At 70.7% G+C, this 22,934-nt stretch carries 22 protein-coding genes; 10 read left to right on the top strand and 12 right to left on the bottom strand.

The annotated features are described in order from the left end of the window. From GWK61_RS23390 to GWK61_RS23380, 3 genes are all read left to right on the top strand, one after another. The coding region (locus GWK61_RS23390) for a DUF4232 domain-containing protein (protein ID WP_194911329.1) at positions 1–504 on the top strand (504 nt) is incomplete at its 5' end. A 139-nt stretch (positions 505–643) separates the two neighbouring features. After that, a complete protein-coding gene (tmk, locus tag GWK61_RS23385) occupies positions 644–3,298 on the top strand; it encodes a dTMP kinase (RefSeq protein ID WP_194911327.1) in 2,655 nt (884 codons plus the stop codon). Further along, a complete protein-coding gene (locus GWK61_RS23380) occupies positions 3,295–4,479 on the top strand; it encodes a DNA polymerase III subunit delta' (RefSeq protein WP_194911325.1) in 1,185 nt (394 codons plus the stop codon). Before tmk ends, GWK61_RS23380 begins: the two co-directional genes overlap by 4 nt. Before the next feature lie 36 nt (positions 4,480–4,515). Here the strand turns inward: GWK61_RS23380 and GWK61_RS23375 are convergent, their stop codons facing one another. Beyond that, a complete protein-coding gene (locus GWK61_RS23375; protein WP_194911323.1) occupies positions 4,516–5,499 on the bottom strand; it encodes an AraC family transcriptional regulator in 984 nt (327 codons plus the stop codon). Between the two features lie 81 nt (positions 5,500–5,580). Here GWK61_RS23375 and GWK61_RS23370 point away from each other — a divergent pair, with 81 nt between their 5' ends. Then, positions 5,581–6,456, top strand: coding sequence for an NmrA family NAD(P)-binding protein (locus GWK61_RS23370; RefSeq protein ID WP_194911321.1), 876 nt, complete (start codon positions 5,581–5,583; stop codon positions 6,454–6,456). Further along, entirely contained in the window at positions 6,453–7,004 is a 552-nt protein-coding gene (locus GWK61_RS23365) for an anthrone oxygenase family protein (RefSeq protein WP_194911319.1), read from the top strand. The genes GWK61_RS23370 and GWK61_RS23365 overlap by 4 nt, the downstream gene beginning before the upstream one ends. A 92-nt stretch (positions 7,005–7,096) precedes the next feature. Here the strand turns inward: GWK61_RS23365 and GWK61_RS23360 are convergent, their stop codons facing one another. After that, complete coding sequence (locus GWK61_RS23360) at positions 7,097–7,657, bottom strand: hypothetical protein (RefSeq protein ID WP_228562814.1); 561 nt, start codon at positions 7,655–7,657, stop codon at positions 7,097–7,099. A gap of 75 nt (positions 7,658–7,732) precedes the next feature. Next, complete coding sequence (locus GWK61_RS23355) at positions 7,733–8,089, bottom strand: VOC family protein (protein WP_194911316.1); 357 nt, start codon at positions 8,087–8,089, stop codon at positions 7,733–7,735. On the opposite strand from GWK61_RS23355, the gene GWK61_RS23350 reads away from it, so the two are divergent. After that, a complete protein-coding gene (locus GWK61_RS23350; RefSeq protein ID WP_228562813.1) occupies positions 8,058–8,948 on the top strand; it encodes a helix-turn-helix domain-containing protein in 891 nt (296 codons plus the stop codon). The two genes, GWK61_RS23355 and GWK61_RS23350, sit on opposite strands and share 32 nt — an antisense overlap. A gap of 154 nt (positions 8,949–9,102) precedes the next feature. On the opposite strand, the gene GWK61_RS23345 is transcribed toward GWK61_RS23350, so the two are convergent. The 5 genes from GWK61_RS23345 to GWK61_RS23325 all read right to left on the bottom strand — a co-directional run bounded on the left by GWK61_RS23345 (position 9,103) and on the right by GWK61_RS23325 (position 12,913). After that, the gene (locus tag GWK61_RS23345) at positions 9,103–9,936 is read right to left on the bottom strand and encodes a FadR/GntR family transcriptional regulator (RefSeq protein WP_194911314.1); all 834 of its coding nucleotides are present in this window, start codon (positions 9,934–9,936) and stop codon (positions 9,103–9,105) included. Positions 9,937–10,075: 139 nt separating this feature from the next. Next, a complete protein-coding gene (locus GWK61_RS23340) occupies positions 10,076–10,975 on the bottom strand; it encodes an SRPBCC family protein (protein ID WP_194911313.1) in 900 nt (299 codons plus the stop codon). Positions 10,976–11,047: 72 nt separating this feature from the next. Then, a complete protein-coding gene (locus GWK61_RS23335) occupies positions 11,048–11,812 on the bottom strand; it encodes an SDR family NAD(P)-dependent oxidoreductase (protein ID WP_194911312.1) in 765 nt (254 codons plus the stop codon). Continuing rightward, complete coding sequence (locus tag GWK61_RS23330; protein WP_194911311.1) at positions 11,809–12,387, bottom strand: DUF2617 family protein; 579 nt, start codon at positions 12,385–12,387, stop codon at positions 11,809–11,811. The genes GWK61_RS23335 and GWK61_RS23330 overlap by 4 nt, the downstream gene beginning before the upstream one ends. A 97-nt stretch (positions 12,388–12,484) precedes the next feature. Then, complete coding sequence (locus GWK61_RS23325; protein WP_194911310.1) at positions 12,485–12,913, bottom strand: hypothetical protein; 429 nt, start codon at positions 12,911–12,913, stop codon at positions 12,485–12,487. 182 nt (positions 12,914–13,095) lie between these two features. Between GWK61_RS23325 and GWK61_RS23320 the strand changes: the two genes are divergently transcribed. Next, on the top strand, positions 13,096–14,526 hold the full coding sequence (locus tag GWK61_RS23320) for an NCS2 family permease (RefSeq protein ID WP_228562812.1): 1,431 nt from the start codon (positions 13,096–13,098) through the stop codon (positions 14,524–14,526). Between the two features lie 24 nt (positions 14,527–14,550). On the opposite strand, the gene GWK61_RS23315 is transcribed toward GWK61_RS23320, so the two are convergent. The 3 genes from GWK61_RS23315 to GWK61_RS59695 form a co-directional block, all read right to left on the bottom strand. Beyond that, positions 14,551–15,126 carry a Uma2 family endonuclease gene (locus GWK61_RS23315; RefSeq protein WP_194911309.1) on the bottom strand — a complete coding sequence of 192 codons (576 nt, stop codon included), beginning with the start codon at positions 15,124–15,126 and terminating at the stop codon, positions 14,551–14,553. 127 nt (positions 15,127–15,253) lie between these two features. Continuing rightward, positions 15,254–15,862, bottom strand: a complete 609-nt coding sequence (locus GWK61_RS23310; protein WP_438939780.1) for a response regulator — start codon at positions 15,860–15,862, stop codon at positions 15,254–15,256. Positions 15,863–16,050: 188 nt separating this feature from the next. Next, positions 16,051–17,364 carry a sensor histidine kinase gene (locus tag GWK61_RS59695; RefSeq protein WP_323747712.1) on the bottom strand — a complete coding sequence of 438 codons (1,314 nt, stop codon included), beginning with the start codon at positions 17,362–17,364 and terminating at the stop codon, positions 16,051–16,053. Positions 17,365–17,494: 130 nt separating this feature from the next. Between GWK61_RS59695 and GWK61_RS23300 the strand changes: the two genes are divergently transcribed. The 3 genes from GWK61_RS23300 to GWK61_RS23290 all read left to right on the top strand — a co-directional run bounded on the left by GWK61_RS23300 (position 17,495) and on the right by GWK61_RS23290 (position 21,308). Continuing rightward, complete coding sequence (locus GWK61_RS23300) at positions 17,495–18,481, top strand: SAM-dependent methyltransferase (RefSeq protein ID WP_369125604.1); 987 nt, start codon at positions 17,495–17,497, stop codon at positions 18,479–18,481. A gap of 39 nt (positions 18,482–18,520) precedes the next feature. Continuing rightward, entirely contained in the window at positions 18,521–20,437 is a 1,917-nt protein-coding gene (locus tag GWK61_RS23295; protein ID WP_194911306.1) for a protein kinase domain-containing protein, read from the top strand. 148 nt (positions 20,438–20,585) lie between these two features. Then, a complete protein-coding gene (locus GWK61_RS23290; protein WP_194911305.1) occupies positions 20,586–21,308 on the top strand; it encodes an SWIM zinc finger family protein in 723 nt (240 codons plus the stop codon). A gap of 168 nt (positions 21,309–21,476) precedes the next feature. On the opposite strand, the gene GWK61_RS23285 is transcribed toward GWK61_RS23290, so the two are convergent. Then, entirely contained in the window at positions 21,477–22,892 is a 1,416-nt protein-coding gene (locus GWK61_RS23285; RefSeq protein ID WP_194911303.1) for a hypothetical protein, read from the bottom strand. Between the last annotated feature and the right edge of the window lie 42 nt (positions 22,893–22,934).

Raw genomic sequence — 22,934 nt, 5'->3', positions numbered from 1 at the left:
GAGGGTTTCGCCGCTCTGCTGAGCGATTTGAAGGAGCGGTCGGGCCTGAGTTACGGGGTCCTGGCGAAGCGGCTGCATGTGGGGACCTCGACGCTGCATCGGTATGTGCAGGGGGAGACTGTGCCCCTCGTCCGCCCCATCAACCACGTCCTGCTCACCGTCACCAACACCGGCACCGCCGCCTGCAGCGTGTACTACTACCCCGACCTGCGCTTCGACGCCGACCAGCAGGCCGTCACCCAGGCCGTCGAGGACAGCAAGCCGCAGGCCGTGGTCACCATCGACCCGGGCCAGTCGGCCTACGCCTCCATCGGCACCTCCGCCGCCGACAGCTCCGCCGGCAAGGTCGAGCCCCAGGTCGAGGTGTTCCTGGAGTCCCTGGACCAGTCCGGCTCCCTGCCCGGCTCCCTGAAGCTGCCCCTGCCCAACGGCACGGTCGTGGACCAGAACTCCGCGTTCGTCACCTACTGGCAGTACGACATGCAGAGCGCCATCGCCTGGTGAAGCGGCGGGGACGGCGGGCCGACCCGCACCCGGCCGCAGGTCGGATATCCGTGGTCCGGCGGTACGGAGAATCACCCGCGCCGCCGAACCACGGCACGCGACCGCCCCGTTCGAAAACACAGAGCACTACCGTGGTTGCATGGAGTCATCACCGGCCGGGATCCGCGACGTGCTCGCCATCCCCGACTTCCGCCGGCTGTGGACGGCCCTGTCGCTGTCCAGCCTCGGGGACTGGCTCGGGCTGCTGGCGCAGTCCTCGCTGGCGGTGTCCCTGGCCGGAGGCGGCTATGCGGGCCGCTCCTATGCGGTCGCTGGCGTCTTCGTGGTCCGGCTGATCCCGGCCGTGTTGTTCGGGCCGATCGCCGGGGTGGTCGCCGACCGGCTGGACCGGCGCTGGACGATGGTGGCCGGCGACAGCGCTCGCTGCCTGTTCTTCATTTCGATCCCGCTGGTCGGCAGCCTGTGGTGGCTGTTCACGGCCACCTTCCTGATCGAGATCGCGGCGATGTTCTGGATCCCGGCCAAGGAGGCGACGGTCCCGAACCTGGTCCCGCCGCGGCTCCTGGAGCCCGCGAACCAGGTGTCACTGCTCACCGCCTACGGCACCGCTCCCATCGCGGCGGGAGTGTTCACCGTGCTGTCGCTGATCACGAGGGGCCTCGCAAGCCAGTGGAACTTCTTCACGGCCAAACCGGTCAGCCTCGCTCTCTACTTCGATGCGCTTACATTCCTGTTCTCCGCTCTTACGATTGCGCGCCTTAAGAGCATCCCTGCGCGGTCCGCTACAGAGCGCGCCGCAGAGCGTCGCCACACCACCGACACCCGCTCGCCACTGCGCACCCTGTTCGACGGCTGGCACTACCTCGGCGAGGACAAGCGGATCCGCGGTGTGATCATCGGCACAACCGGGGCCTTCGCGGCCGGCGGCGCGGTGGTCGGGCTGGCCCGGACCTACGTCGGCGATCTCCACGCAGGCCAGGCGGCGTACGGAGTCCTGTTCGGCACCGTCTTCCTCGGCCTGGCCGCCGGGATGTTCTCCGGCTCCCGGGTGCTGGCCGGGGTGTCGCGGCAGCGGCTGTTCGGCTCCGTCATCTTCGCCGCGGGGCTGGTCCTCTGCGTGTTCGCCCTGGTGCCGGTCCTGCTGATCAGCGTGCTGTGCGCGCTGGTCATCGGCTTCCTCGGCGGGACTGCGTGGATCATCGGGCAGACGATGCTGGGCCGCGAGGTGGCCGACGAGCTGCGCGGCCGGACGTTCGCCTTCGTCCAGTCCCTGATCCGGGTGACGCTGGTCCTCATCCTGGCCGTGTCCCCGGCGGTGGCCGGCATGTTCGGGGCACACACGCTTAGCGTTCCCGGCGCATCTATCACCTATGGTGGCGCGGCCATCACTCTTTTCGGCGCGGGACTGCTGGCGATGGGCGTCGGGTGGGTGGCGTACAGGATGATGGATGACGTGCCAGGGAAATCGTTGCGGAACGAACTGAAGGCGGCGCTCAAGCGCACCGCCGCTCCGACGCGCGCCGGGGGCGTGGCGGAGTCGGGGACCACCTCCGGACCGGCGGCCGGAGCCGACGGGAACCCGCTGCCGGAAGGCACCGGGATCGAAAGGCCCGCGCACACCTACACCGGTACCTTCCTGTCCTTCGAGGGCGGCGACGGCAGCGGCAAGTCCACGCAGCTGGACCTGCTGGCCGACTGGCTGCGCGGGCGCGGCCACGAGGTCGTGGTGACCCGCGAGCCGGGCGGGACGCCGCTGGGCACGAAGCTGCGGAACATCGTGCTGGACGCGCACAACGCCGACGTCATCTCCCCGCGCGCCGAGGCCCTGATCTACGCCGCGGACCGCGCCGACCACGTCGAGCGGGTGGTCCGGCCGGCCCTGGAGCGCGGCGCGGTGGTGATCACCGACCGCTACGTCGACTCCTCGCTGGCCTATCAGGGCGCGGGCCGCGCGCTGTCGGCCCGGGAGGTCGAGCTGCTGTCGCACTGGGCCACGCAGGGCCTGATGCCGGACGTCACGGTCCTGATGGACCTGGACCCGATCGAGGCGGCGCGGCGGCGCAAGACCCCGGCCGACCGGCTGGAGCTGGAGTCCGTGGACTTCCACCGCCGGGTCCGCAACCGCTATCTGGAGCTGGCCGCGGCCGAGCCGGAGCGGTTCATCGTGATCAACGCCCTGGAGACGATCGAGCAGATCTCCGGGCGGATCAAGGCACGGCTGGACGGCCGGATCCACCTGTCGCGTCAGCAGATGACCGAGGAAGCGGCACGCCGTGAGGAGGAGCGCCGCAAGGCTGCGCAGGAGCGCGCAGTACAGATGGCAGAGCTCTCCGACGCCGAGCGCCGCCGCGCCGAGGCCGAAGCCGAACAGCAGGACCAGGCGCAGCGGGAGCAGGACGCGCGGGAGTTCGCGCGCCAGGAAAACATGCGGCGCTTAGAGGAAGAAGCGGCCAAGGCCGAGCGCGCGGCGCGCGAGCGGGCTCAGGGCGCGGGCTCCAGTGAGCTGTCCTCGCGGCTCGCGCCGACCGACCGACCGGCGACCCGGCCGGAGCAGACGATGGATTCGTATGCACCGTCCACGCGCGCCGTCACGCCGACTCCTAAGCCGACTCCCCCCAGCACCACACCGCGAGCCGAGGAGATCTCCGCACCGCCGGTCCTCAGCGAATGGGAAGTCCCGGACTACATCACCAAGCCGGAGTTCGACGAGGAACCGGAACAGGACGCGCTCTCCATGGCCGACGAGCTGTTCGGGGCCCGGCAGCCGTCACGGCACGGCGGGGACGACGCGTGAGCGGCGGCGCGCCGTTCGAGCCCTACGGCGTCTGGACCGACCTGGTCGGCCAGGACCACATCGGCGCCGAGCTCTCGCAGGCCGCGCTCGGCAACGGCATGACGCACGCCTGGCTGCTGACCGGCCCCCCGGGCTCCGGCCGCTCGACGGCGGCGCGCGCCTTCGCGGCGGCGTTGCAGTGCACGACGGAGAGCGAGCCGGGCTGCGGGCACTGCCTGGGCTGCCGGACTGTCCTGGAGGGCACCCACCCCGACGTGCTCCAGCTGGCCACCGACCAGCTCTCGATCGGCGTGGCCGACACCCGCGGCCTGGTGCGCCGCTCGTCGATGACCCCGTCCTCGGGCCGCTGGCAGGTGCTGCTGATCGAGGACGCCGACCGGCTCACCGAGGCCGCCGGCAACGTCCTGCTGAAGTCGGTGGAGGAGCCCTCGCCGCGCACGGTGTGGATCCTGTGCGCCCCGGGCCGCGACGACATGCTGCCCACGATCCGCTCCCGCTGCCGCCACCTGCTGCTGCGCACGCCGCCCTCGACGGCGGTCGCGGAGATCCTGGTCCGGCGCGACGGCGTGGACCCGATCCGCGCCCGCGAGGCCGCCCGCGCCGCGCAGGGGCACATCGGGCGGGCTAAGCGGCTGGCGACGGATGACGAGGCGCGCGCGAAGCGCACGGAGGTCCTGGCGCTGGCGTCCTCGCTGACCGACATAGGGTCGGCGTTGTCCGCGGCGCAGAGGCTGGTCGACGCGACCATCTCCGAGGCGAAGCGCGAAGCCGAGGACCGGAACGTCATAGAGACCGCGGAGATGCGCGTCGCTCTGGGCTACCAGGAGGGGTCGCGCAAAGCGATGCCCGGCGCCGCCGGCGCGCTGAAGGACCTGGAGTCGCGGCAGAAGAAGCGCACGACCCGGATGCAGCGCGACGCACTGGACCTGGCGTTGGTGGACCTCGCGGCGTTCTACCGCGATGTGCTCGCCGTCCAGCTCGGCGCGATCGGCGGGGCGGGTGGCGACGTCACCGAGCCCATCCATGACGACCAGTACGCCGCCGTACGTAAAGTCGCTGCGGCGGGAACACCCGAAGCGACGCTAAGGCGGATCGAAGCGGTGCTGGCGTGCCGGAAGGCCGTGGAGAGGAATGTGGCGCCGCTGTTGGCTGTAGAGGCCATGGCGGTGAGTCTCCGGTAGAGAACCCTTAGAGGCAGCCGCCTCTAAGGGCGGAACTTACACAGCCACGCGCCAGGGTCGCACTGCCGCCACAGGCATTGCCTCTCGGATGGCCCGCTCCCGATGCTCCTTAGGGCTGATCCCGCGCACCCGCTTGAAGGCTGCGCTTAGCGCGAACGCACTGCCGTACCCGACTTGTTCGGCCACTGATGCGATCGTCGCGGCGGGGTCACGCAGTAGGTCTGCGGACAGCGCCAGCCGCCAGTTCGCCAAGTAGGCCATAGGTGGTTCCCCGACCTCAGTGGTGAAGCGCCGCGCAAGTGCGGCTCTGGAGACGTGCGCGGCGTCGGCGAGCGCTGCGACAGTCCACGGCTGCGCAGGAGCGTCGTGGATCAAGCGAAGCGCCGTGCCGACCACCGGGTCGTCCTGCGCGCGGTACCAGGCAGGCGTCTCCACGTCGGGACGCGCCAGCCACGTGCGCAGCGCGACCACGGTCAGCAGGTCCAGGAGGCGGTCCAGGACCGCGTCCTGGCCGGGGGTGTCGCGGGCCACCTCGTCACCCAACAGCGGGATCAGCGGAGTGTCACACTCCCCGTCGCGCAGCACGGCCAGCGGAGGGAGAGCGGACAGCAGCGGCGCGCAGATCTCGCTGAGGACCTGGTACGTGCCGGTGACCAGGACCGTACTGCCGTCGGGGGCGTTGCCCCAACTGCGCGTGCCGAGAGTACGCAAGTCGCCGAGCTCCTCGCCGTCGGGCGTGGTGCAGCGCTGGCCGGGATGGATGACGGCCTGCGGCGCCGTGGAGGGGTCGTCAGCGAACACATACGGATCGGGGCCGCGCAAGATCGCCAGGTCGCCGGTGTGCAGCCGGGTCGGCACACCCTCGTCCGGAACCACGCAGCCGGTCCCCGAGATCACCGCGACCAGGGTCAGCGGCGCCTCGTCCTGGACCCGTAGCGACCAGGGCGGAGTGAGGAGCGAACGCAGGAGGAAGGCACCGTCGGCACGCGGCCCGTTGAGCAACCCGGCTATGACGTCCATCCTCCGACTGTAGACGATCGCGTATGGAAGCGTGGAGTCTGGACCATTCTGGATCTCACTCCTGGCCGCTGTACTGGAGTCATGAACGAGAACACGAACAGGAACGCAAGCCCGAACCAGAGCCCGGGCCAGAGCCCGGAAAACTCTCCGATCCTCGTCCTCGGCGCGTCCGGCAAGACCGGACGGCGGGTGGCCGACCGCCTGGAGGCCGCCGGCGCGAACGTCCGGCGTGGTTCCCGCTCGGCGAGCCCGGCGTTCGACTGGGACGACCCCGCGGGGTGGCCGGCCGTGCTGCAGGACGTCACGAGCGTCTACGTGTCCTTCTTCCCGGACATAGCCGTGCCGGGGGCGCCCGAGACGATCGCAGAGTTCACCGCGGCGGCCCGACAGGCCGGAGTGCGGCACGTGGTGCTGCTGTCCGGTCGCGGTGAAGCGGAGGCACAGCGCGCCGAGGAGGTCGTCGCGGAGTCGGGACTGGAATGGACAGTGGTCCGCGCCAGCTTCTTCGCGCAGAACTTCTCCGAGGGCGCCTTCTACGACGCGGTGATGTCCGGGGAGGTGGTCCTGCCGGTCGACGACATGCGGGAGCCGTTCATCGACGTCGACGACATCGCCGACGTCGCGGTCGCCGCGCTCACGGAGGACGGACACCACGGCCAGATCTACGAGGTGACCGGACCGCGTCTGCTGACGTTCGCGGAGGCGGTCAGCGCTATAGCGGAGTCCTCAGGACGGCAAGTCACGTATACGTCGGTTCCCCTGGAGGCCTTCACCGCGTTCCTCGCGGAAGCGGGAGAGGCGCCGGAAGTGATCGAGATCCTCGCGTACCTCTTCAGCGAGGTGTTGGACGGCCGCAACGCCTATGTGGCCGACGGAGTGCAGCGCGCTATAGGCCGACCGCCGCGCGACTTCGCAGAGTACGCCCGCACCGCAGCCGAGAACGGAGCCTGGAAATGAAGACGCGTGTGTCCGGCAGCGGCATCCTGGCCGCCGCGACGGTCGTGACCGGCCTCATCGCCGGCGTCTACTACGCCTTCGCCTGCTCGGTGATGCTGGGACTCGGTGCCTCCACCGACCGGACCTTCATCGAGGCGATGCAGAACATCAACAAGAAGATCGAGAACCCGGTGTTCTTCCTGAGCTTCTTCGGCGCCCTCGTCCTGTCGGCCTGGGCCCTGCGCACCTACCGCCACGACCGCCGGCTCCGCCTCTGGATCGCCGCCGGCCTGGTGCTCTATACGATCGGCCTGCTCACCACGATGGCCGTCAACATTCCGCTGAACAACCAGTTGGCCAACGCCGGCGCCGCCGCGAAGATCGCCGACCCGGCGGCCGTGCGGGCACGGTTCGAGGACACGTGGAACGCCTGGAACATCGCACGGGCACTGCTGAGCACAGGTGCCGCGGTGTGCCTGGCGCGGGCACTGCTGCTGGCCGGCCGACACGGGGACGCGCCGCAGCCTCAGGCGGCGCCGGCCCAGCAGCGGATGTGGAGCGCTGTTTGACCGAGTGGAAAGACGGTCGCAGAGACGGCCCTGTGGGATTCGCTATAGAGATCCCGCAGGGCCGATTCGCTTTAGTGTCCGTCTGCAGAGCTTTAGCGTCCGTCTGCAGAGTCTGTGCCCATCGACTCGGCCCAGGCGGCCAACGCTTCGAAGTCCTCGGTCGTCAGGCCGATCGCCGGGTCTATCCGGCGCAACAGCGCGGGGCCGTCGTGCCAGTCGCTGACCCAGACCCGGTCCGCGTCGGTGATCTCGTCGTCGATCCACGCGAACGGACGGCCGTCCGCCCACGCCACGATCTCGGGCGTCTTCCAGTAGACCCCGTCCGCCGGCTCGACGCGGTCCTCGGGCCAGGCGATGACCGGCAGTTCGGGCAGGCCGAGGACCGGGCCGATGTACTCGTTCGCCTCGTGCTCCCAGGTGGTGGCCCAGACCAGGGTGAAGGGCAGCGCGGCCAGGGCCGGGCCGTGGTCGGGGTTGAGCCAGACCCGCAGTGGTTTGACCTTCTCGTCGGGCATCCCCAGGAGGGTCAGCAGGATCTTGCGTTCCTCGGCCCAGCTCGGCGGTAAGAAGCGGTGCGTCGTATAGCCCTCGGGACGCTGCGTCGGTTTCGCTGCGTACGGATTCAGAGGTCCGGCCACATCGATCAACAGCATCGGCCTCATGAGATCGCCCCTCCCCCTCGACTGCCCGAACGTTATCGGGCAGTCCTCAGGGGCGTCGCAGGGGTATCACGCTGCGGCGACGCAGAAGGGATGCCCCTCGGGGTCGGTGAGGACCGTCCAGCGCTCGCCGCCGGGCTGGAACTCCGGCTGCTTCGCGCCGGCGGCCAGCAGGTCCTGGATCGCCTGGGCCTTGTCGGCGGCGGTGAAGTCCAGGTGGGCGTGCTTGGCGGGGTCGGGCCAGGCCGGGGGCTGGTAGTCGGCGACCTTCTGGAAGGCGAGGTGGACCGGGCCTTCGCCGACGTAGACGAAGGTCTCGTCGGTGTCGGTGATCGGCCAGCCGGTGGCGGCGCTGTAGAAGGCGGCGAGAGCCACCGGATCGGCGCTGTCGAACATGATCGTGGTGAGGGTCAGTGGTGCGTTCATGGGGAGAGGATGCGCCGCACAGACCGGGGCCGTATTGAAGATTCTTGCGGACGCGCTCCTGTCGGTCCCGGCGCGTAGCGTCGGTGATGTGCAGACCGCCACGACCCTCGCAGTACGGCCCGAGTTCTCGGTGCACGAGGTCGACTGCCTCGGTGGGGGTCCGGCGTGGTCGAGCTCTGAGGAGCACCAGACGCACCGTCTGGTGTTGATCCGTAAAGGACGGTTCCGGCGCTGGACCAACGGAGTCGAGACCGATGTGGACCGCACGACCGCCTATGTGGCGACTCCCGGAGAAGAGGAGCGCTTCGCGCATCCGGCAGGCGGGGATGTCTGCACATCAGTGGGATTCTCCAGAGATCTCTGGGGGCGGCTCCCTGTAGGGAGCGTCGTATATGTAGACGCGCGCATTGAGTTGGCACATAGGCGGCTACTAGTGGCGGCCTCTACAGGAGATGCGGACTACGCCGCCGCCGAAGAACTCCTTAGGCTTGTCGCACTGGCTGCCGGATACGCAACGAAATCCGTGATCGGGGACGGCGTATTAGCGGCGGCGGCGCGTGAGGCGATCCTGGCCGACGTCCCTGAATCGGCGACGCTGTGCGGCCTCGCGGAGCTCTTGGGAGTCTCGCCGTTCCGTCTCAGCCGCGTCTTCTCGCGGCAAACCGGTACGTCGTTGACGCGCTTCCGCAACAGGGTGCGCGTCGGCCGCGTCATGGACCGGCTCACCGACGGGGAGACGGCGCTGGCGGACCTCGCGCACGACCTCGGCTTCGCCGACCAGGCGCATCTGACTCGGACGGTGCGCGACCACGTCGGCAGCACTCCCGTAGAGCTGCGGCGGTTGTTGTCGCGCAGGTAGCACGGCCGGGCACGTAGCGCGGTCAAACACACAACGCAGTCAAACAGATAGCACGCGCAGACAGCACGAAGGCCCCGCAGGATCTCTCAATCCGGCGGGGCCATATGCGCGCTCTTCACGGGAATCCCCCGAATCAGCAGGAGGGCTTGCCTGCCTACACCCGGGCCGACTGCTGCATCGGCGTCCGCACGCCGTGCCGGTTCAGCGGGACCGTCGCGACCTGTCCCTGGCGCAGCGGCTGCGCGCCGGGGGCGGTCGCGGGGGCCGGGACCTGCTGGCCCGGTGCCGCGGCCGCCGAGGCCGGGGCCGGGACCGGCAGCGAGCCGGCCGGGGCGCCCGGGCCCGCCGCGACCGTGGCGTGCGCCGCCTCGGCCAGGAGCAGGCGGAGCTTCATCGTCTCGACGAGCTTGGCCGGGTTGTCCTCCTGGCCGCCGTAGGGCACGTCGATCGTCTCGATGACGCAGCGCGCCACCTCGTTGCCGGCGGCCTCGGCCAGGGTGCGGGTGAAGGCCATGGCCGCGTCGTGGAACGGGCCCGGGTCCTCGGCGGCGGCGCGCATCCGCTCCAGGGCCGCGGCCAGCTGTTCGCGCTGGGGCGGGTGGATGCGGCGGGCGGCCAGCTCGGCCATCAGCGTGAGCAGGGCCGTGCGGACCTCGCCGAGCTCGGCGACCAGCTCCGGGGAGGATTCGTACTCCAGCTGCACGCTCAGCACCAGCGGGTCGAGCAGGTTCCACTCGGCCTTGGGGCGGACGGTGGTGCCGCGGCCGTGGCGGATGCGCAGGACGCGCTTCTCCTCCAGAGCCTTGAGCGCCTCGCGCAGGATGGTGCGGCTGACCGCGAACTCGGCCGCGAGCGCCGCCTCCGGGGGCAGATCCGTGCCCGGCGGGAACTCGCCCTCCAGTATGCGCAGCAGCAGCCGCTCGACGACGGCGTTGGCGAGGCGGGCGGGCCGGATGACCCGGTGGACGTTCCATCCCTCGACGTACATGCTGCTGGTGCTCCTCGATCGTGCTGCTGCGTCACTGGCCGCCGCGCGGGGTCCGCCCGGCTTCCAGGCATCCGGTGTGATGTACCGACTTGCGCGCCAATGTACGAGCCGAGGTCTACTCAAGGCAGCTATCTGAGGGCTATTCCATCCTAAATGATGAATCCGCGCCCGGCTTGTCGGCGCGGTGGCGCCGCCTGCGCTTGATCAGCAGGAACAATGCCAGAGCCGTGATCAGCGGGAGCCAGCGGTTCTTCTCGTATCGGCCGTTCCAGACCGCGGCCAACGGGTCTTCGGAAAGCGATTCGTCCGAGAGCGATTCGTTCGACGGCGCCGCGGCCGGGGAGACCGCGGGGATCCCGGCATTGGTGATCTTGTCGGATTCCGATTCGGATTCCAGTTCTTTATTCGACGGCTCCGCCACGGCCGACTCGGTCGCCACAGCTGACTCGGTCGCCTCTGCCGGTGTGGCCGCCTCGGACAAATCAGCAGGCTCAGTCACCTCGGGCACTTGGGGCACCCGAGGCACCTCCGCCGCCTCCGCCGCAGAACCCTCACCGAACTGCCCGGCCAGCACGTCGATCCAGGCCGCGCCCAACGCCTCGACGGCGCCGTGCCAGTCCTCCTGGGTGAACTCCAGAGCGCGCCCGGAGAGCTCCAGCTCCGGAACCACCGTGACCAGGGTCCGATCGCCGGCCTCCCCGGCCTGGACCAGTGTGACCCGGAGATACCCGGCCAGCGCACCGTTCCCGCGCGCCTGGGCGGCGTCCACGGCGATGTCCAGCGTCCCCTTGTGCGCCTCGGCACCCGCTATGCACGCGGTGCCGCGGTAGGTGATAGCGGCCCCGGCGCCGGAGCCCACGCGCAGCTTCAACCGGCCGGCCACCACGTCCCCGGCGACGCCCTCGGGCCCGTCGGCCGGGGGCACCGCGTGCACCGCGTCGACGGTCAGCCCGGGCACGGCGCGCGCCATCTTCTCGGGATCGGTGAACGCCAGCCACATAGTCCTGTGCCGCACTGGCACCTCGACCTCGAACGCCATCGCGTACCCACCCCCTCGCCGGGAAGTCACCCGCGTGCCCGCCATCGTGCGGACCGCGTGCCTGGTGGCACGTTACCAGCGCTTGGACATCCCGCGGCTGACCTTGGTGACCAGATTCCGGGGGACGAGCTTGGCGACCGCGGTGATCGCCTTGTACTGCATGCTCGGCACGCTCACCGGAACTCCGCGCCGCAGGTCCCGCAGGGCCCCCTCGACGATCTCGTCGGCCTCCAGCCACATCCACCCCGGGATGTCGCCGGTGTCGATGTCCGCGCGCTCGTGGAACTCGGTGTGGGTGAACCCGGGGCAGACCGCGACCACCCGCACGCCGGTGCCGTGCACCTCGGCGGCGACGGACTCGCTGAAGTTGGTGACCCAGGCCTTGGCGGAGCTGTACGTGCCGCGCGGCACGAAGCCGGCGACCGAGGAGACGTTGATGATCGCGCCCTTGCCGCGCTCGATCATGCCCGGCAGCGCGGCGCGGGTCAGCCGCAGCACGGCGCGCACCAGCACGTCGAGCATGGCTTCCTCGTCCTCGACCGGATGCGACAGGAAGGCGCTGCCCTGGCCGAAGCCGGCGTTGTTGACCAGCACGTCGATCCCGCGCAGCGGATCGGCCAGGCGGTCCTCGACCAGCGCGCGGCCGTCCACGGTGCCCAGGTCGGCGGAGAGCACCTCCACCTTGCCGGCGCCCAGCAGGCTGAGCTCGGCGGCGGCGTTCTCCAGGCGCTCGACGTTGCGGGCCACGAGCACCAGGTCATAGCGGGCCGCCGCGAAACGGCGGGCGAACGCGGCACCGATGCCGGCCGTCGCCCCGGTAATCAAGGCCGTCGTCATGGCCTCAAGCCTGGCATGCCCCCTCCGGCGCCACCAGAGGGGGGTGCCAGGTAGAGGACCGTCCTGGTGGCGACCACGTCCCCGCCGCCCCCGGCGTGCGGGTAGGTGTGCCAGGTGCGCCACAGCACTCCGTGCAGCCGGGCCGGGAGCGGTTCGACGACCACGGCGGTGATGGCGTCGGGGATCGCCGGGAAGACCGCGATGGTGGCCTCGGGGAGGGCGCCGACGTAGTCGCGCAGCGCTGAGGCCCAGGCCGGGAAGTGGCCGGCGTCGACCTCGCGGACGTCGCAGCGGACCTCGTAGTGATAGCCGTCGTCGAGTTCGCGCTCGATGGCCATCGGCAGCGGGCCCGGGGCGGCCTCGCGGCAGGCGACGGTCTCGCGGCAGACCAGGCGGCCGCGGTCGGCGGTACGGACCAGGATCTGGTGCGAGGCGCCGAGGATGCGGACTTCGACGTCGAGGCTGCCGACCGGGTGTCTGTCGCTGTGTAAGGGCGGCTGGTCGGGGGCCTCCAGGGACCACGACAGTTCCGAGGCGCTGACGTCTCTATAGGGGACCGATAAGGGGGCGATCACGCACGATCAACGACTCAGCGGCTGCCAAGGTCACGAAGAAAGCGTATGGTCCTACGATCCGATGAGCCGATCCCGATGGGGCTGTGCGGGGCTCGGATCAGCGACGACCTCGGCCGCGGTTGGTGTCTCGGCCGGTGTCTCGACCGGTGTCGCGGTTGGTTTCCCAGCTGGCGTCGCGGGCGTTGTCCCGGCCGGAGTCGCGGGCGGATTCGCGGGCGTCGCGACTGCTGTCCCGGCTGCTGTCGCGCCCCTTGTCGCGTCCCCGCCCCCGCCCCTTGCGCTCCCGTCCGGCGGGCTCCTCGTGCCCGACCTGGCGGCCGTGCTCGGTCTCCCGCCGCATGACCGCCTTGCGGCGCCCGACCATCGGCAGGCCCAGCATCCCGAGTCCGGCCCCGGCCAGGGGGGTGTAGAGCCACCAGCCGTGGCCGTCGGAGATCAGAGTTTTACGAAAAGGCAACAAGATGAGGAAAGCGGCAGCCCACAGGCCGATACCGATCCAGATAACCTTTGGCTCGTTGATCTGCATCGGCTCCAGTTTGGGCCGGCCGGCGCGGCCTCTTTGGGCGGTGCGCCCGGAAGAGTCACGCTCCGGCGTGCCCTCCGGTTCCTCCGCTCGGCGCCTGCGGCCCTGGGTTGTCATGTGGACAGGATATCGACGGCACGGATCTCCGTAACGGCGGCACATTTCACCAGGCGAGGAGTGGGAGCTTGTCAGTTCAGACGGGAAGCGCAGGCGGTCCCGGCGGGGTGGGCGTCCTGGAACGCGTCTTCAAGGTGCACGAGCGGGGATCCTCATACGTCCGTGAGGCCCGCGGCGGGCTCGCCACGTTCTTCACCATGGCCTACATCCTGGTGCTGAACCCGATCATCCTGGGCGGCGCCAAGGACAAGTTCGGCCACGTCCTGAACCACACCCAGCTGGTCACCTCCACCGCGGTGGTGGCCGGCGTGATGACGCTGATCATGGGCGTCGGCGGCAACCTGCCGCTGGCCATCGCGGCCGGGCTCGGCCTGAACGGCGTCGTGGCCTTCACCCTGGCTCCGACCATGTCCTGGCCGGACGCGATGGGCCTGGTCGTGTTGGAGGGCCTGGGCATCTGCCTGCTGGTGGTCACGGGACTGCGGCAGAAGATCATGGACGCCATCCCGCTGGCCCTGAAGAAGGCCATCGGCGTCGGCATCGGCCTGTTCATCGCCTTCATCGGCCTGGTCGACGCTGGCTTCGTCGGCAAGGGCGCGGGCACCCCGGTCACCCTCGGGGCGGGCGGCACGCTCAAGGGCTGGCCGATGTTCGTGTTCTGCATCGGCGTGCTGCTGACCCTGTGCCTGCTGGTCCGCAAGGTCCCCGGCGGCCTGCTGATCTCCATCGTCGGCACCACGGTCCTGGCGATCGTGGTGAACAAGATCGCCACGGTCCCCGACGAGGCCTGGGGCACCATCGCCCCGAAGGTCCCGCACGGCATCGTGGCGCACCCCGACTTCGGCCTGCTGGGCAAGTTCAGCCTGTTCGGCGGCTTCCACCACGCGGGCGTGATGACGGCGATCGTGTTCGTCTTCACCCTGATCCTGGCCGACTTCTTCGACGCGATGGGCACCATCATCGGCATCAGCGGCGAGGCGGGCCTGCTCGACGAGGAGGGCCGGCTGCCGAGCATCGGCCGCGTCCTGTTCATCGACGGCCTGGCCGCCTCCGCCGGCGGCGCGGGCTCGGCATCGTCGAACACGTGCTTCGTGGAGTCGGCCGCCGGCGTCGGCGAGGGCGCGCGCACAGGGCTGGCGAACATCGTCACCGGAGCGCTGCTGTTCCTGGCGGCGTTCCTGACCCCGGTGCTGACCATCGTGCCGTCCCAGGCCGCGGCCCCGGCGCTGGTCGCGGTCGGCTTCCTGATGATGACGCAGGCGAAGGACATCAACTGGGACGACTGGGAGATCGCGGTCCCGGCGTTCCTGACGATCGCGCTGATGCCGTTCACCTACTCGATCACGAACGGGATCGGGGCCGGCTTCATCCTGTTCTGCGTGCTGAAGGTGGTGCTCGGCAAGGCGCGGGACGTGAACTGGCTGATGTGGATCGTGGCGTTGTTCTTCGTGGTGTACTTCGCGCTGGATCCGATCAAGCAGGCACTGGGGATCGAGTAGGCGTCCGGGACCTCTGGGACGCGACTAGCTGCGACGCTTGTCGATTTCCCAGAGGTCCAGCGCCACCGGGAATGGCTCTTGGAGCTCGAAAGCCCCGTCGAATCGACCCACGAGTTCGTAGGAGCCAAGGTCCTGGTCGAGCTTGAAGACCTCGACCACGGTCTTCTCACCGATGTTGTCGACAATCCAAAAATGCGGGATCCCGGCGGCGGCATACTTGCCCGGTTTCTCCTTGCGGTCGCGGGTCCTCGACTCGGGCGAGATGACCTCGACGACCAGCAGTACGTCGACCGCCCCGAAGCTGGTCTGGAGGATGCTGCCCAGCGCAGCGTTGTCGACAACCAGGACATCGGGTTCGACTCGGTTCTTATCGTCGAGTCTCACTGTCATCCGGTCCGCCACCAACAGATCCGGCGGCACCGTCCGCTCCAAAGCGCTGTTGATGGCGTTGATGGCCAGAAGGTGGAAGAACGCCTGGGGGCTCACAAAGATCAGGTTCCCGTCGATCAGCTCCGTGTGAGGAGGCAGATCAGGGATCCGATCCAGGTCTTCAGCGACATACGGCCCGGCATGCGTGGGGCGCAGCGGCTCTGCGGTCACACTCACAGCGTACCTCCGGATACGGGTAGTTAATCTGCCAATACCCAGTGTGCACAAACCAGCGAATCACCGCGCCGACAACAGCAGCATTCACCCATTCAGAGCATTGTCACGCCCCGAGCAAGCCCTACCGCCCCCGAGCCTTGACCAGCCCCGTCTCGTAAGCCAGCACCACCGCCTGCACCCGGTCGCGCAGGCCGAGCTTCATCAGGATCCGCCCGACGTGCGTCTTCACCGTCGCCTCGGACAGGAACAGCTTTCCGGCGATCTCCGCGTTCGACATCCCCTGGGCGACCAGCAGCAGCACCTCGTGCTCGCGCTCGGTCAGGACGTTCAGTTCCGGCGGGGCCGGTTCGCTCTCCGACGGGAGCATCGGGGCGAACTTGTCCAGCAGTCTGCGGGTCGTGGAGGGCGCCACCACGGCCTCGCCGCTGTGGACGGCGCGGATGGCGGCCAGGAGGTCCGGGGGTGGGACGTCTTTCAGGAGGAAGCCGCTGGCTCCGGCCTTGAGCGCCGTGAAGGCGTACTCGTCGAGGTCGAAGGTGGTGAGCATCAGGACGCGGGGGCGCTCGCCTCGCTTCACGATCTCGCGGGTGGCGGCGACGCCGTCCAGGCGGGGCATGCGGACGTCCATCAGGACCACGTCGGCCGGCAGGGTGCTCAGCAGGTCCAGGGCCGCCTGGCCGTCGCCGGCCTCGCCGACCACGGACATGTCGGGCTGGCTGTTCAGGACCATGCGGAAGCCGGTGCGGAGCAGTTCCTGGTCGTCGACCAGGACGATGCGGATGGGGGCCGTCCCGTCGGCGGGCTGCGGCGTCGCGTCTGTCGGATCGATCCGGTCCAGCCGGTTCAGCCGGTTCAGCCGGTCGATCCGGTCGGTCCGGTCCAGCCGATGCATCGGTTCCGGCGTGCTCTGGCTCAACGTCACGACTCCTGGGACTCGGCCTGCGGTTCGCTCCGGTCGGCGGACTCCGGGCCGGCGAAGGGCAGGATCGCCTCCACAGCGTAGCCGCCGGAGACGTGCGGGCCGGTGACGAGTGTGCCGCCGAAGACCGTGACCCGCTCGCGCATGCCGACCAGGCCGTGCCCCATGCCGTCGCCGGGGGCCGCGTCGCCGCGGCCGTTGTCGACGATGCGCAGCACCAGGCAGTCGTCGGTGTACATCATCGCCACCGAGGCCTTCACCTGCGGGCCGCCGTGCTTGCGGGTGTTCGTCAGCGACTCCTGCACGATCCGGTACACCGCCAGCGCCAGGCCCGTCGGCATCTCCCGGGGCACTCCCTCCACCGTCAGGGACACCGGCAGCCCGGTCGAGCGCACCTGCTCGAGCAGGTCGCCCAGCTGCTCGATGCCGGGCTGCGGCACGTAGGTGCCGACGTCGTCGGACGAGCGCAGCACGCCGAGCATCCGCCGCATCTCGGTCAGCGCGGTGCGGCCGGTCTGGGCGATCGCCATCAGCGCCTTGCGCGCCGCCTCCGGGTCCTGGTCCATCGCGTACGTCGCGCCGTCGGCCTGGACCACCATGACCGAGACGTTGTGCGCGACCACGTCGTGCAGTTCGCGGGCGATGCGCGCGCGCTCGGCGGCCGCGGCGATCTGGGCCTGCGCGTCGCGCTCCCGCTCCAGACGCTCGGCGCGGTCCTCAAGACGCACGTAGTACTCGCGGCGGTAGCGCATGGAGTCGCCGGCGACCCAGGCCAGGCCGACGAGCCCGGCGATGAACACCGCGACGAACAGGAAGGTGACCCAGTTGAAGTGGTCGCTGGCGTTGAACGGCGCCTGCTGCTGGTAGCAGGCCTTCTGCATCGGGGGCGCGCCGGCCTGGTCACACGGCGTGGACGACGGATCGTTGTACATGTGCAGCAGCCCGAACTGCACGAGCGCGCCGAGGTACGTCAGCACCATCGCCGGGATCGACCAGCGCCGCTGGCAGTAGGCCGCGACCGTGTAGAGGTAGATCGGGTACGCCAGGTCGGCGGCGTTGAAGGCGGCCGCCAGGGTGAAGAAGCTCAGGAAGGCCGCCACCGCGGCGACGGCGAACGTGCCCCGCGGCCACCGGCGCCGGAAGACGAGCGGCACGATGGCCGCCACCATCAGCGGCGCGACCAGGACCTTGCGCACCCCGGAGCCGACGTCCGACGCGGCCAGCGCGGCGATCCCGATCAGCAGCAGGATCAGGGCCGGGATGCCGTCGATCAGCTTCGGGTGGCGCTGGATCCAGGCGTAGACGCGAGACACGTTTTCAGCGTAGGCGCGCACCGGCCGTCCGGACATGGCGCCGCGGGATGATCCGGCGGTCATCCTCAGGTCGCATGACCTGGGCGGTAGCGTGGCCGCCGTGACGGAATGGCTGACCTGGCGCACGGCGATGGACCAGGCCCTCTACGGCCCGGACGGCTTCTACCGCAGGCCGGGGGCCGGACCCGCCGCGCACTTCCGCACCTCGGCGCACAACCCGGTGTTCGCCGAGGCGGTCGGCCGGCTGCTGCTGCGGGTGGACCGGCGGCTCGGCGCGCCGGCGCGGCTGGACTTCGTCGACATGGCGGCCGGCCGCGGCGAGCTGGCGGCCGGGGTGGTGCGGTGGCTGGCGGCCGAGGCGCCGGACGTCGCGGGGCGGCTGCGGACGGTGGCGGTGGACCTCGGGCCGCGGCCCGAGGGGCTGCCGGCGGCGGTGGAGTGGAGCGGGACGGCGCCGAGCGGCGTGGTCGGGCTGCTGCTGGCGAACGAGTGGCTGGACAACGTGGTGTGCGACGTCGCGGAGGTCGGGCCGGACGGGGTCGCGCGGATCGTGGAGGTGGAGCCGGGGAGCGGGACGGAGCGGTTGGCGGCGGTGCCGGACGCGGCGCAGCGGGAGTGGCTGGGGCGGTGGTGGCCGATCGGCGATTCCGCGGGCGATAGAACCGAGATCAGCGACTCTTCGGGCACCCGCGCCGAGATCGGCCTGGACCGCGACGCGGCCTGGCGCTCCGCCGTGGACCGGCTCGACCGCGGCCTCGCCGTCGCCGTCGACTACTCCCACACCGCCGCCGACCGCCCCCGCTTCGGCACGCTCACCGGCTACCGCGACGGCCACCAGGTCCCCGCGGTCCCGGACGGCACCTGCGACATCACCGCGCACGTGGCCCTCGACGCCTGCGCCGCCACCCTCGGCCCGGACGTGGAGACCGTGCTCACCACCCAGCGCGAGATCCTCCACGACCTGGGCATCTCCGGCGCGCGCCCCGATCTGGCCCTGGCCTCCTCCGATCCCCTCGGCTATCTCCGGGGCCTGAGCCGGGCCTCGTCCGCCGCCGAGCTCACCGACCCCGCCGGCCTCGGCGGGTTCGGCTGGCTGCTGACCTTCTCAAGATGCTGAAACCCTTTTAAGCTCCCGCCACGGGAGGTGGCGCGCGTGGTGGGTACGGAGGCAACGAACGTCTGGACGTTCGGACCGCAGTCCTCGCTGGCTGCCGGGTTCCTGTACCCGCCGGAGCCCGAGCCGCTGCGGCCGCGCGACCCCGAGCGCGTCGGCGGCTACACGCTCGTCGGCCGGCTGGGCGCCGGCGGCATGGGTGTGGCCTACCTGGCGCGCGACGACGCCGGCCGCGAGGTGGCGCTGAAGCGGGTGCACGCCGGGCTGGCCGAGCACGAGGAGTTCCGCGCCCGCTTCATCCGCGAGGTCGCCGCCGCCCGCCGCGTCCCGGGCCGGCACACCGCACGCGTCGTCGACGCCGACGTGCTGGCCGATCCGCCGTGGCTGGCGACGGAGTACTTCCGCTGCTGGACGCTGGCGCAGCAGGTGCCGCGGTTCGGGTCGCTCACCGTCGAGAACGCCGGCACGCTGATCGCCCGCCTGGCCGAGGCGCTGGCCGCGATCCACGCCGCGGGCCTGGTCCACCGCGACCTGAAGCCCTCGAACATCCTGCTGGCCCCGGACGGCCCGCGCATCATCGACTTCGGCATCGCGCGCGCCGCCGACCTGGCTGTGCTCAACACCACCGGCGGCTTGCACGGCACCCCCGGCTACATGGCGCCGGAACAGATCGAGGGGCACGAGACCGGGCCGCCGGTGGACGTCTTCGCGCTCGGCGCGTGCCTGGTCTACGCGACGGCGGGCACGAGTCCGTTCTGGGACGGCTCCCCCACGACATTGATGTACCGCACGGTGCACGCCGAACCGGATCTCGTCTCGATGCCCGAGGAGTTGCGGGAGGTCGTCCTGCGGTGCCTGACGAAGGAAGCCGAGGGGCGGCCGACGGCAGCGGAGTTGGCCGCAGAGTTCGCCGAATACAGCCGACAAGATCAGGTCCAGAGACAGGAGCCGGACGACGTTCCTGCGGAGGAGCAACGGAAGAAGCCAGCACAAGAGGCGATCGACGTAACCGAGGCGGATCGAAGCGAAAACGAGGCAGCAGCACAGCCCGAGGCTCCCGCCGAACACAACGTGATCGACGGCACCACCGTGTTCATCCCCGAGAAGCCGGAAACGGAATCACGCCAGAACATCGTTTTCCCGCCATCCGATCGACGACCAAGAACCGGCCTGGTCATCGCGACAACGGCCGGAGGCCTGGTGGCGGCGGCAGCCGTCGCCCTGGCCCTGGCGACCAACAGTGGTTCGGCCGCCGCTCCCCCGGCGCGCGCCAGCACATCGCAGCCGTCGATCACCACCCGATCGCATCCCTCGACCAGCGTGCCGAACACAACCTCGCCCCGGTCCGCGTCAGCCATCCCCGGCCAGCCTCCGCCGCTCCCCCGCACCCTCGTCGGCTACTCCGGACGGCTGCTCGGCGCGAACCTCGCGTGGTTCGAGAGCCTGCAGATCCCCGCGTCATCAGCGCCCTGGTCCGCCGGCGGTCCCTGGACGGCGATCGCAGGACCCGGATGCCCGGACGGCGTCGGCCACTCGCTGTCCGCGTCGACCGGCTGGTCCCCCGATCCGGCGCACGGAGGTGCGGCGTTCGGCGGCTGTGGCGACGCCGATCTCGTCGTCCCGACCGTGGCTCCCGGCCAGACCGCGACCGCCACCGTCACGTGGACCTTCACCCCTGGCCCGGCCGTCTCCGAATGTGCTCTGTTCGCCTACAACGCAACCGGCCCGGCCAACCTGGCCTTCGGCGACTACTCGACGGCCGGACGCGGCGGCCAGTTCCCGATGTCCGGCGCCTCGCACGCCGGGGAGTGGGTCGAGCTCGGGATCGCGGCGCCGGCCGCAGACGGGACCCTCAGCGTCGGCATCGGCAACGACCAGCCCACCGACGCGGAGCGTCCGCCGGGCCCGACCGTCACCGCCGCGCAGGTGGTCGCGGTCTGTGGCGGGCCGTCCGTGTGACGCCTGTGCAGTAGCCACGGACCTGCCATCGCAGGGTCCGCATAACGCCTCGACAACGATCCGCACGCACGGGTTTCGCCACCCGTGTTTGGGATAGAGAGTCCGATTGCGCCCCGACTTTGTCAGACCCGCTCGCTAGAATGTGTGTATGACAGCATTCTTCAGCAAGAAGGATCTGGAGCGGTTGGCCGGGCCGCGCGCCTATCAGCGGGGGGTAGCCTCCGTCCCGGCCGTCGACAGTCTCGGGACCTCGGGGGCGGAGATCACCGCGACCGTCTACGGTTCCGAGCCCTGGCAGGTGCGGCTGGACCGGCGGCCGGCCGGTCTGGACTACTCCTGCGACTGCCCGCGCGGGATGATCGGGGATTTCTGTCGGCACTGCGTCGCGGTCGGGCTGGTCTACCTGGACGGGCCGGTCACCAAGACGCGGAGCGCGGAGTTCGTGGCGGCGCAGCGGGAGATCGCGGGCCTGCGGCGGCTGCTGGGGATCCTGGACCGCGAGGACCTCATCAACCTGCTGCTGGACTGCGCGCACGACGACCACGACCTGCGGCGCCACCTCGCCGCCCGGGTCGACGAGCTGGTCACGCCGGGGGCCGACGTCAACGACACGGAGCTGCGGCTGGCCGACGTCCGGGCCCTGACCGACCCGGCGAGCGCCATCCCCGTCTACAAGAAGCACATAGAGGCACGCATCGCGGCCCGGAACCGGCGCGACTACGCCGAGGCCGCGCGGTATCTCCAGCACCTGAAGGCCGCGTACCAGCGGCTGCACCGCAAGTCCGAGGCCGTGGCCTACATCGAGGCACTGCGCGCCGCCAACGCGCGCAAGCACAACCTGTTGGAGGAGCTGGCCAAGCGCGGCCTGTAGCGCGCCCGCAGACGACCGGCGGCCGCCATGGGGCGGTGGCCGCCGGTCCGGCGTGGCCGGGCCGAGGGTTCGGTCCGGCCTCGCCATGTTCGTGCTCTGCTGCGGCGCTCGGCAGGCCGGGACGAACCCCGAGCCATAGCCGAATCAACGAACCCGGTTCAGCGGCCCCTAATGCTGCCCGTCCCCATGCTGCTCCGCCTCGTCATGCCCTAGCGGCACGTCACCCGCCCCGCCGTCGGCGCGCGCGATCCGCTCCCGGCGCTTCATCAGCACCCACCACAGCACCAGTGCCAGGCATACGGCGAGCAGCCCGGCCGCGACCAGCACCGTCGGGCTGCTCGACGACGTGGCGCCGGGCGTGCTCGCCACCTCCGTGGTGACCAGAGGGCCCGGGGTCGGCGTGGCCGTCGGGGTGTCGGTGGGGGTGTCGACCGACGTCGGCGTCGTCGAGGGGGTCGGGGTCGGCGTCGCGGAGGTCGCCGAGGTGCTCGGCGTGCTCGACGGCGTCGTGGGGGTCGGCTGCGGCGGCGGCTGGACCGTGAGCGCGCCGGAGACGTTCGGCTGGCCGGTGAGGGTCAGCCCGACCGGGGCGAGGACCAGCGGGACCGTCATCGGCTGGGCCGGCGGTGCCACGGAGGTCGGCGGGCCCGAGGGCTGGCCGGTCGTGGCCGACGAGCCCGGCGTACCCGACGAACCCGAGGAACCCTGCGCCCCGAAGGCCCCGGCCCCGATCGTCACGCGCACCGAGAACTGCGCCGTGCCGCCGGCCGGCAGCGCCAGCCCCGGCAGCACCGTCGCCGCCATCGGCGTCGTCGACGTGGCGTCCGACACCGTGACGGTGTGCCAGGGTCCGCCGGTCTGCACCTCGACCTTCACATCGCTGGCGTGCGCGACGCAGCCGGCGGAGCCCGAGGAGCACAGCAGCAGCTTCACCGGGATGCCCGCGAGGTTGACGTCCGTCGGGTTGGTCAGCTTGGCGGTGAGCACCGTCGAGGCGCCCGCGCGCGCCGTGCCGGTCAGCCCGGAGGCCTGGAACGACGGTCCGGCCACCGGCATCGTCGCGACCGCCGTCGCGCCGTTGGCCGCCACGTTCACCTTCACGTCGTCGAGCGCCGCGGTGCCCGGCGACAACCGGACCTTCACGACCTGTGTGCCGTTGGCCGGGACGGTGACGTTGTCCGTCACCCCGAACGAGGACTGCCCCGTCGGCACGGTCTGCGTCTGCCAGGCGCTGCTCGGCAGGTCGTAGTGGTCGACCCGGAGCGTGGCGGCCGAGGCGCCGGCGCCGTCGGCCGACAGGGTCGTGGTCACCGTGCCGGTGTAGCCCTGGCCGCCGACGTCCTTGACCGTGACGTCGACCTCGCGCTCGGGCAGCTGCTGGCCCGGCAGGTCCAGCGGCAGCTGCGCCGGGGCCGTCATCGACAGCTCCACGCCGTTGACCGCGACTCCCGTCACTGTCTGCGTCTGCGGCGTGCCCGGGGACGTGGCCACCGGGCCCGATCCGTCCGCGAACGCCGCCGTCGTGGCCGACCCCGCCACGACCACCATCAGGCCCGCCGCCACAGCGCGAAGCCTTCGTCTCATCTTCGACCCCTGACCACCCCGCGGCCCGTCGCACGGGCCTCC

This window comes from Catenulispora rubra, from assembly GCF_015356825.1.
Taxonomy (GTDB): Bacteria; Actinomycetota; Actinomycetes; order Streptomycetales; family Catenulisporaceae; genus Catenulispora; species Catenulispora rubra.
This window is presented reverse-complemented; position numbering and strand designations above follow the sequence as displayed.

Excerpts from the sequence above, each read along its gene's own strand:
- GWK61_RS23340 (WP_194911313.1), bottom strand. The coding sequence starts at position 10,975 with ATGGCGTTCGAGGTCGAGGTGCCAGTGCGGCACAGGACTATGTGGCTG.
- GWK61_RS23360 (WP_228562814.1), bottom strand. The coding sequence starts at position 7,657 with ATGCTGTTGATCGATGTGGCCGGACCTCTGAATCCGTACGCAGCGAAA.
- tmk (WP_194911327.1), top strand. The coding sequence starts at position 644 with ATGGAGTCATCACCGGCCGGGATCCGCGACGTGCTCGCCATCCCCGAC.
- GWK61_RS23355 (WP_194911316.1), bottom strand. The coding sequence starts at position 8,089 with ATGAACGCACCACTGACCCTCACCACGATCATGTTCGACAGCGCCGAT.
- GWK61_RS23300 (WP_369125604.1), top strand. The coding sequence starts at position 17,495 with ATGGACCAGGCCCTCTACGGCCCGGACGGCTTCTACCGCAGGCCGGGG.
- GWK61_RS23375 (WP_194911323.1), bottom strand. The coding sequence starts at position 5,499 with ATGGACGTCATAGCCGGGTTGCTCAACGGGCCGCGTGCCGACGGTGCC.
- GWK61_RS23325 (WP_194911310.1), bottom strand. The coding sequence starts at position 12,913 with ATGCAGATCAACGAGCCAAAGGTTATCTGGATCGGTATCGGCCTGTGG.
- GWK61_RS23370 (WP_194911321.1), top strand. The coding sequence starts at position 5,581 with ATGAACGAGAACACGAACAGGAACGCAAGCCCGAACCAGAGCCCGGGC.
- GWK61_RS23310 (WP_438939780.1), bottom strand. The coding sequence starts at position 15,862 with ATGGTCCTGAACAGCCAGCCCGACATGTCCGTGGTCGGCGAGGCCGGC.
- GWK61_RS23345 (WP_194911314.1), bottom strand. The coding sequence starts at position 9,936 with ATGTACGTCGAGGGATGGAACGTCCACCGGGTCATCCGGCCCGCCCGC.
- GWK61_RS23285 (WP_194911303.1), bottom strand. The coding sequence starts at position 22,892 with ATGAGACGAAGGCTTCGCGCTGTGGCGGCGGGCCTGATGGTGGTCGTG.
- GWK61_RS23290 (WP_194911305.1), top strand. The coding sequence starts at position 20,586 with ATGACAGCATTCTTCAGCAAGAAGGATCTGGAGCGGTTGGCCGGGCCG.
- GWK61_RS23335 (WP_194911312.1), bottom strand. The coding sequence starts at position 11,812 with ATGACGACGGCCTTGATTACCGGGGCGACGGCCGGCATCGGTGCCGCG.
- GWK61_RS23350 (WP_228562813.1), top strand. The coding sequence starts at position 8,058 with ATGATCGTGGTGAGGGTCAGTGGTGCGTTCATGGGGAGAGGATGCGCC.
- GWK61_RS23365 (WP_194911319.1), top strand. The coding sequence starts at position 6,453 with ATGAAGACGCGTGTGTCCGGCAGCGGCATCCTGGCCGCCGCGACGGTC.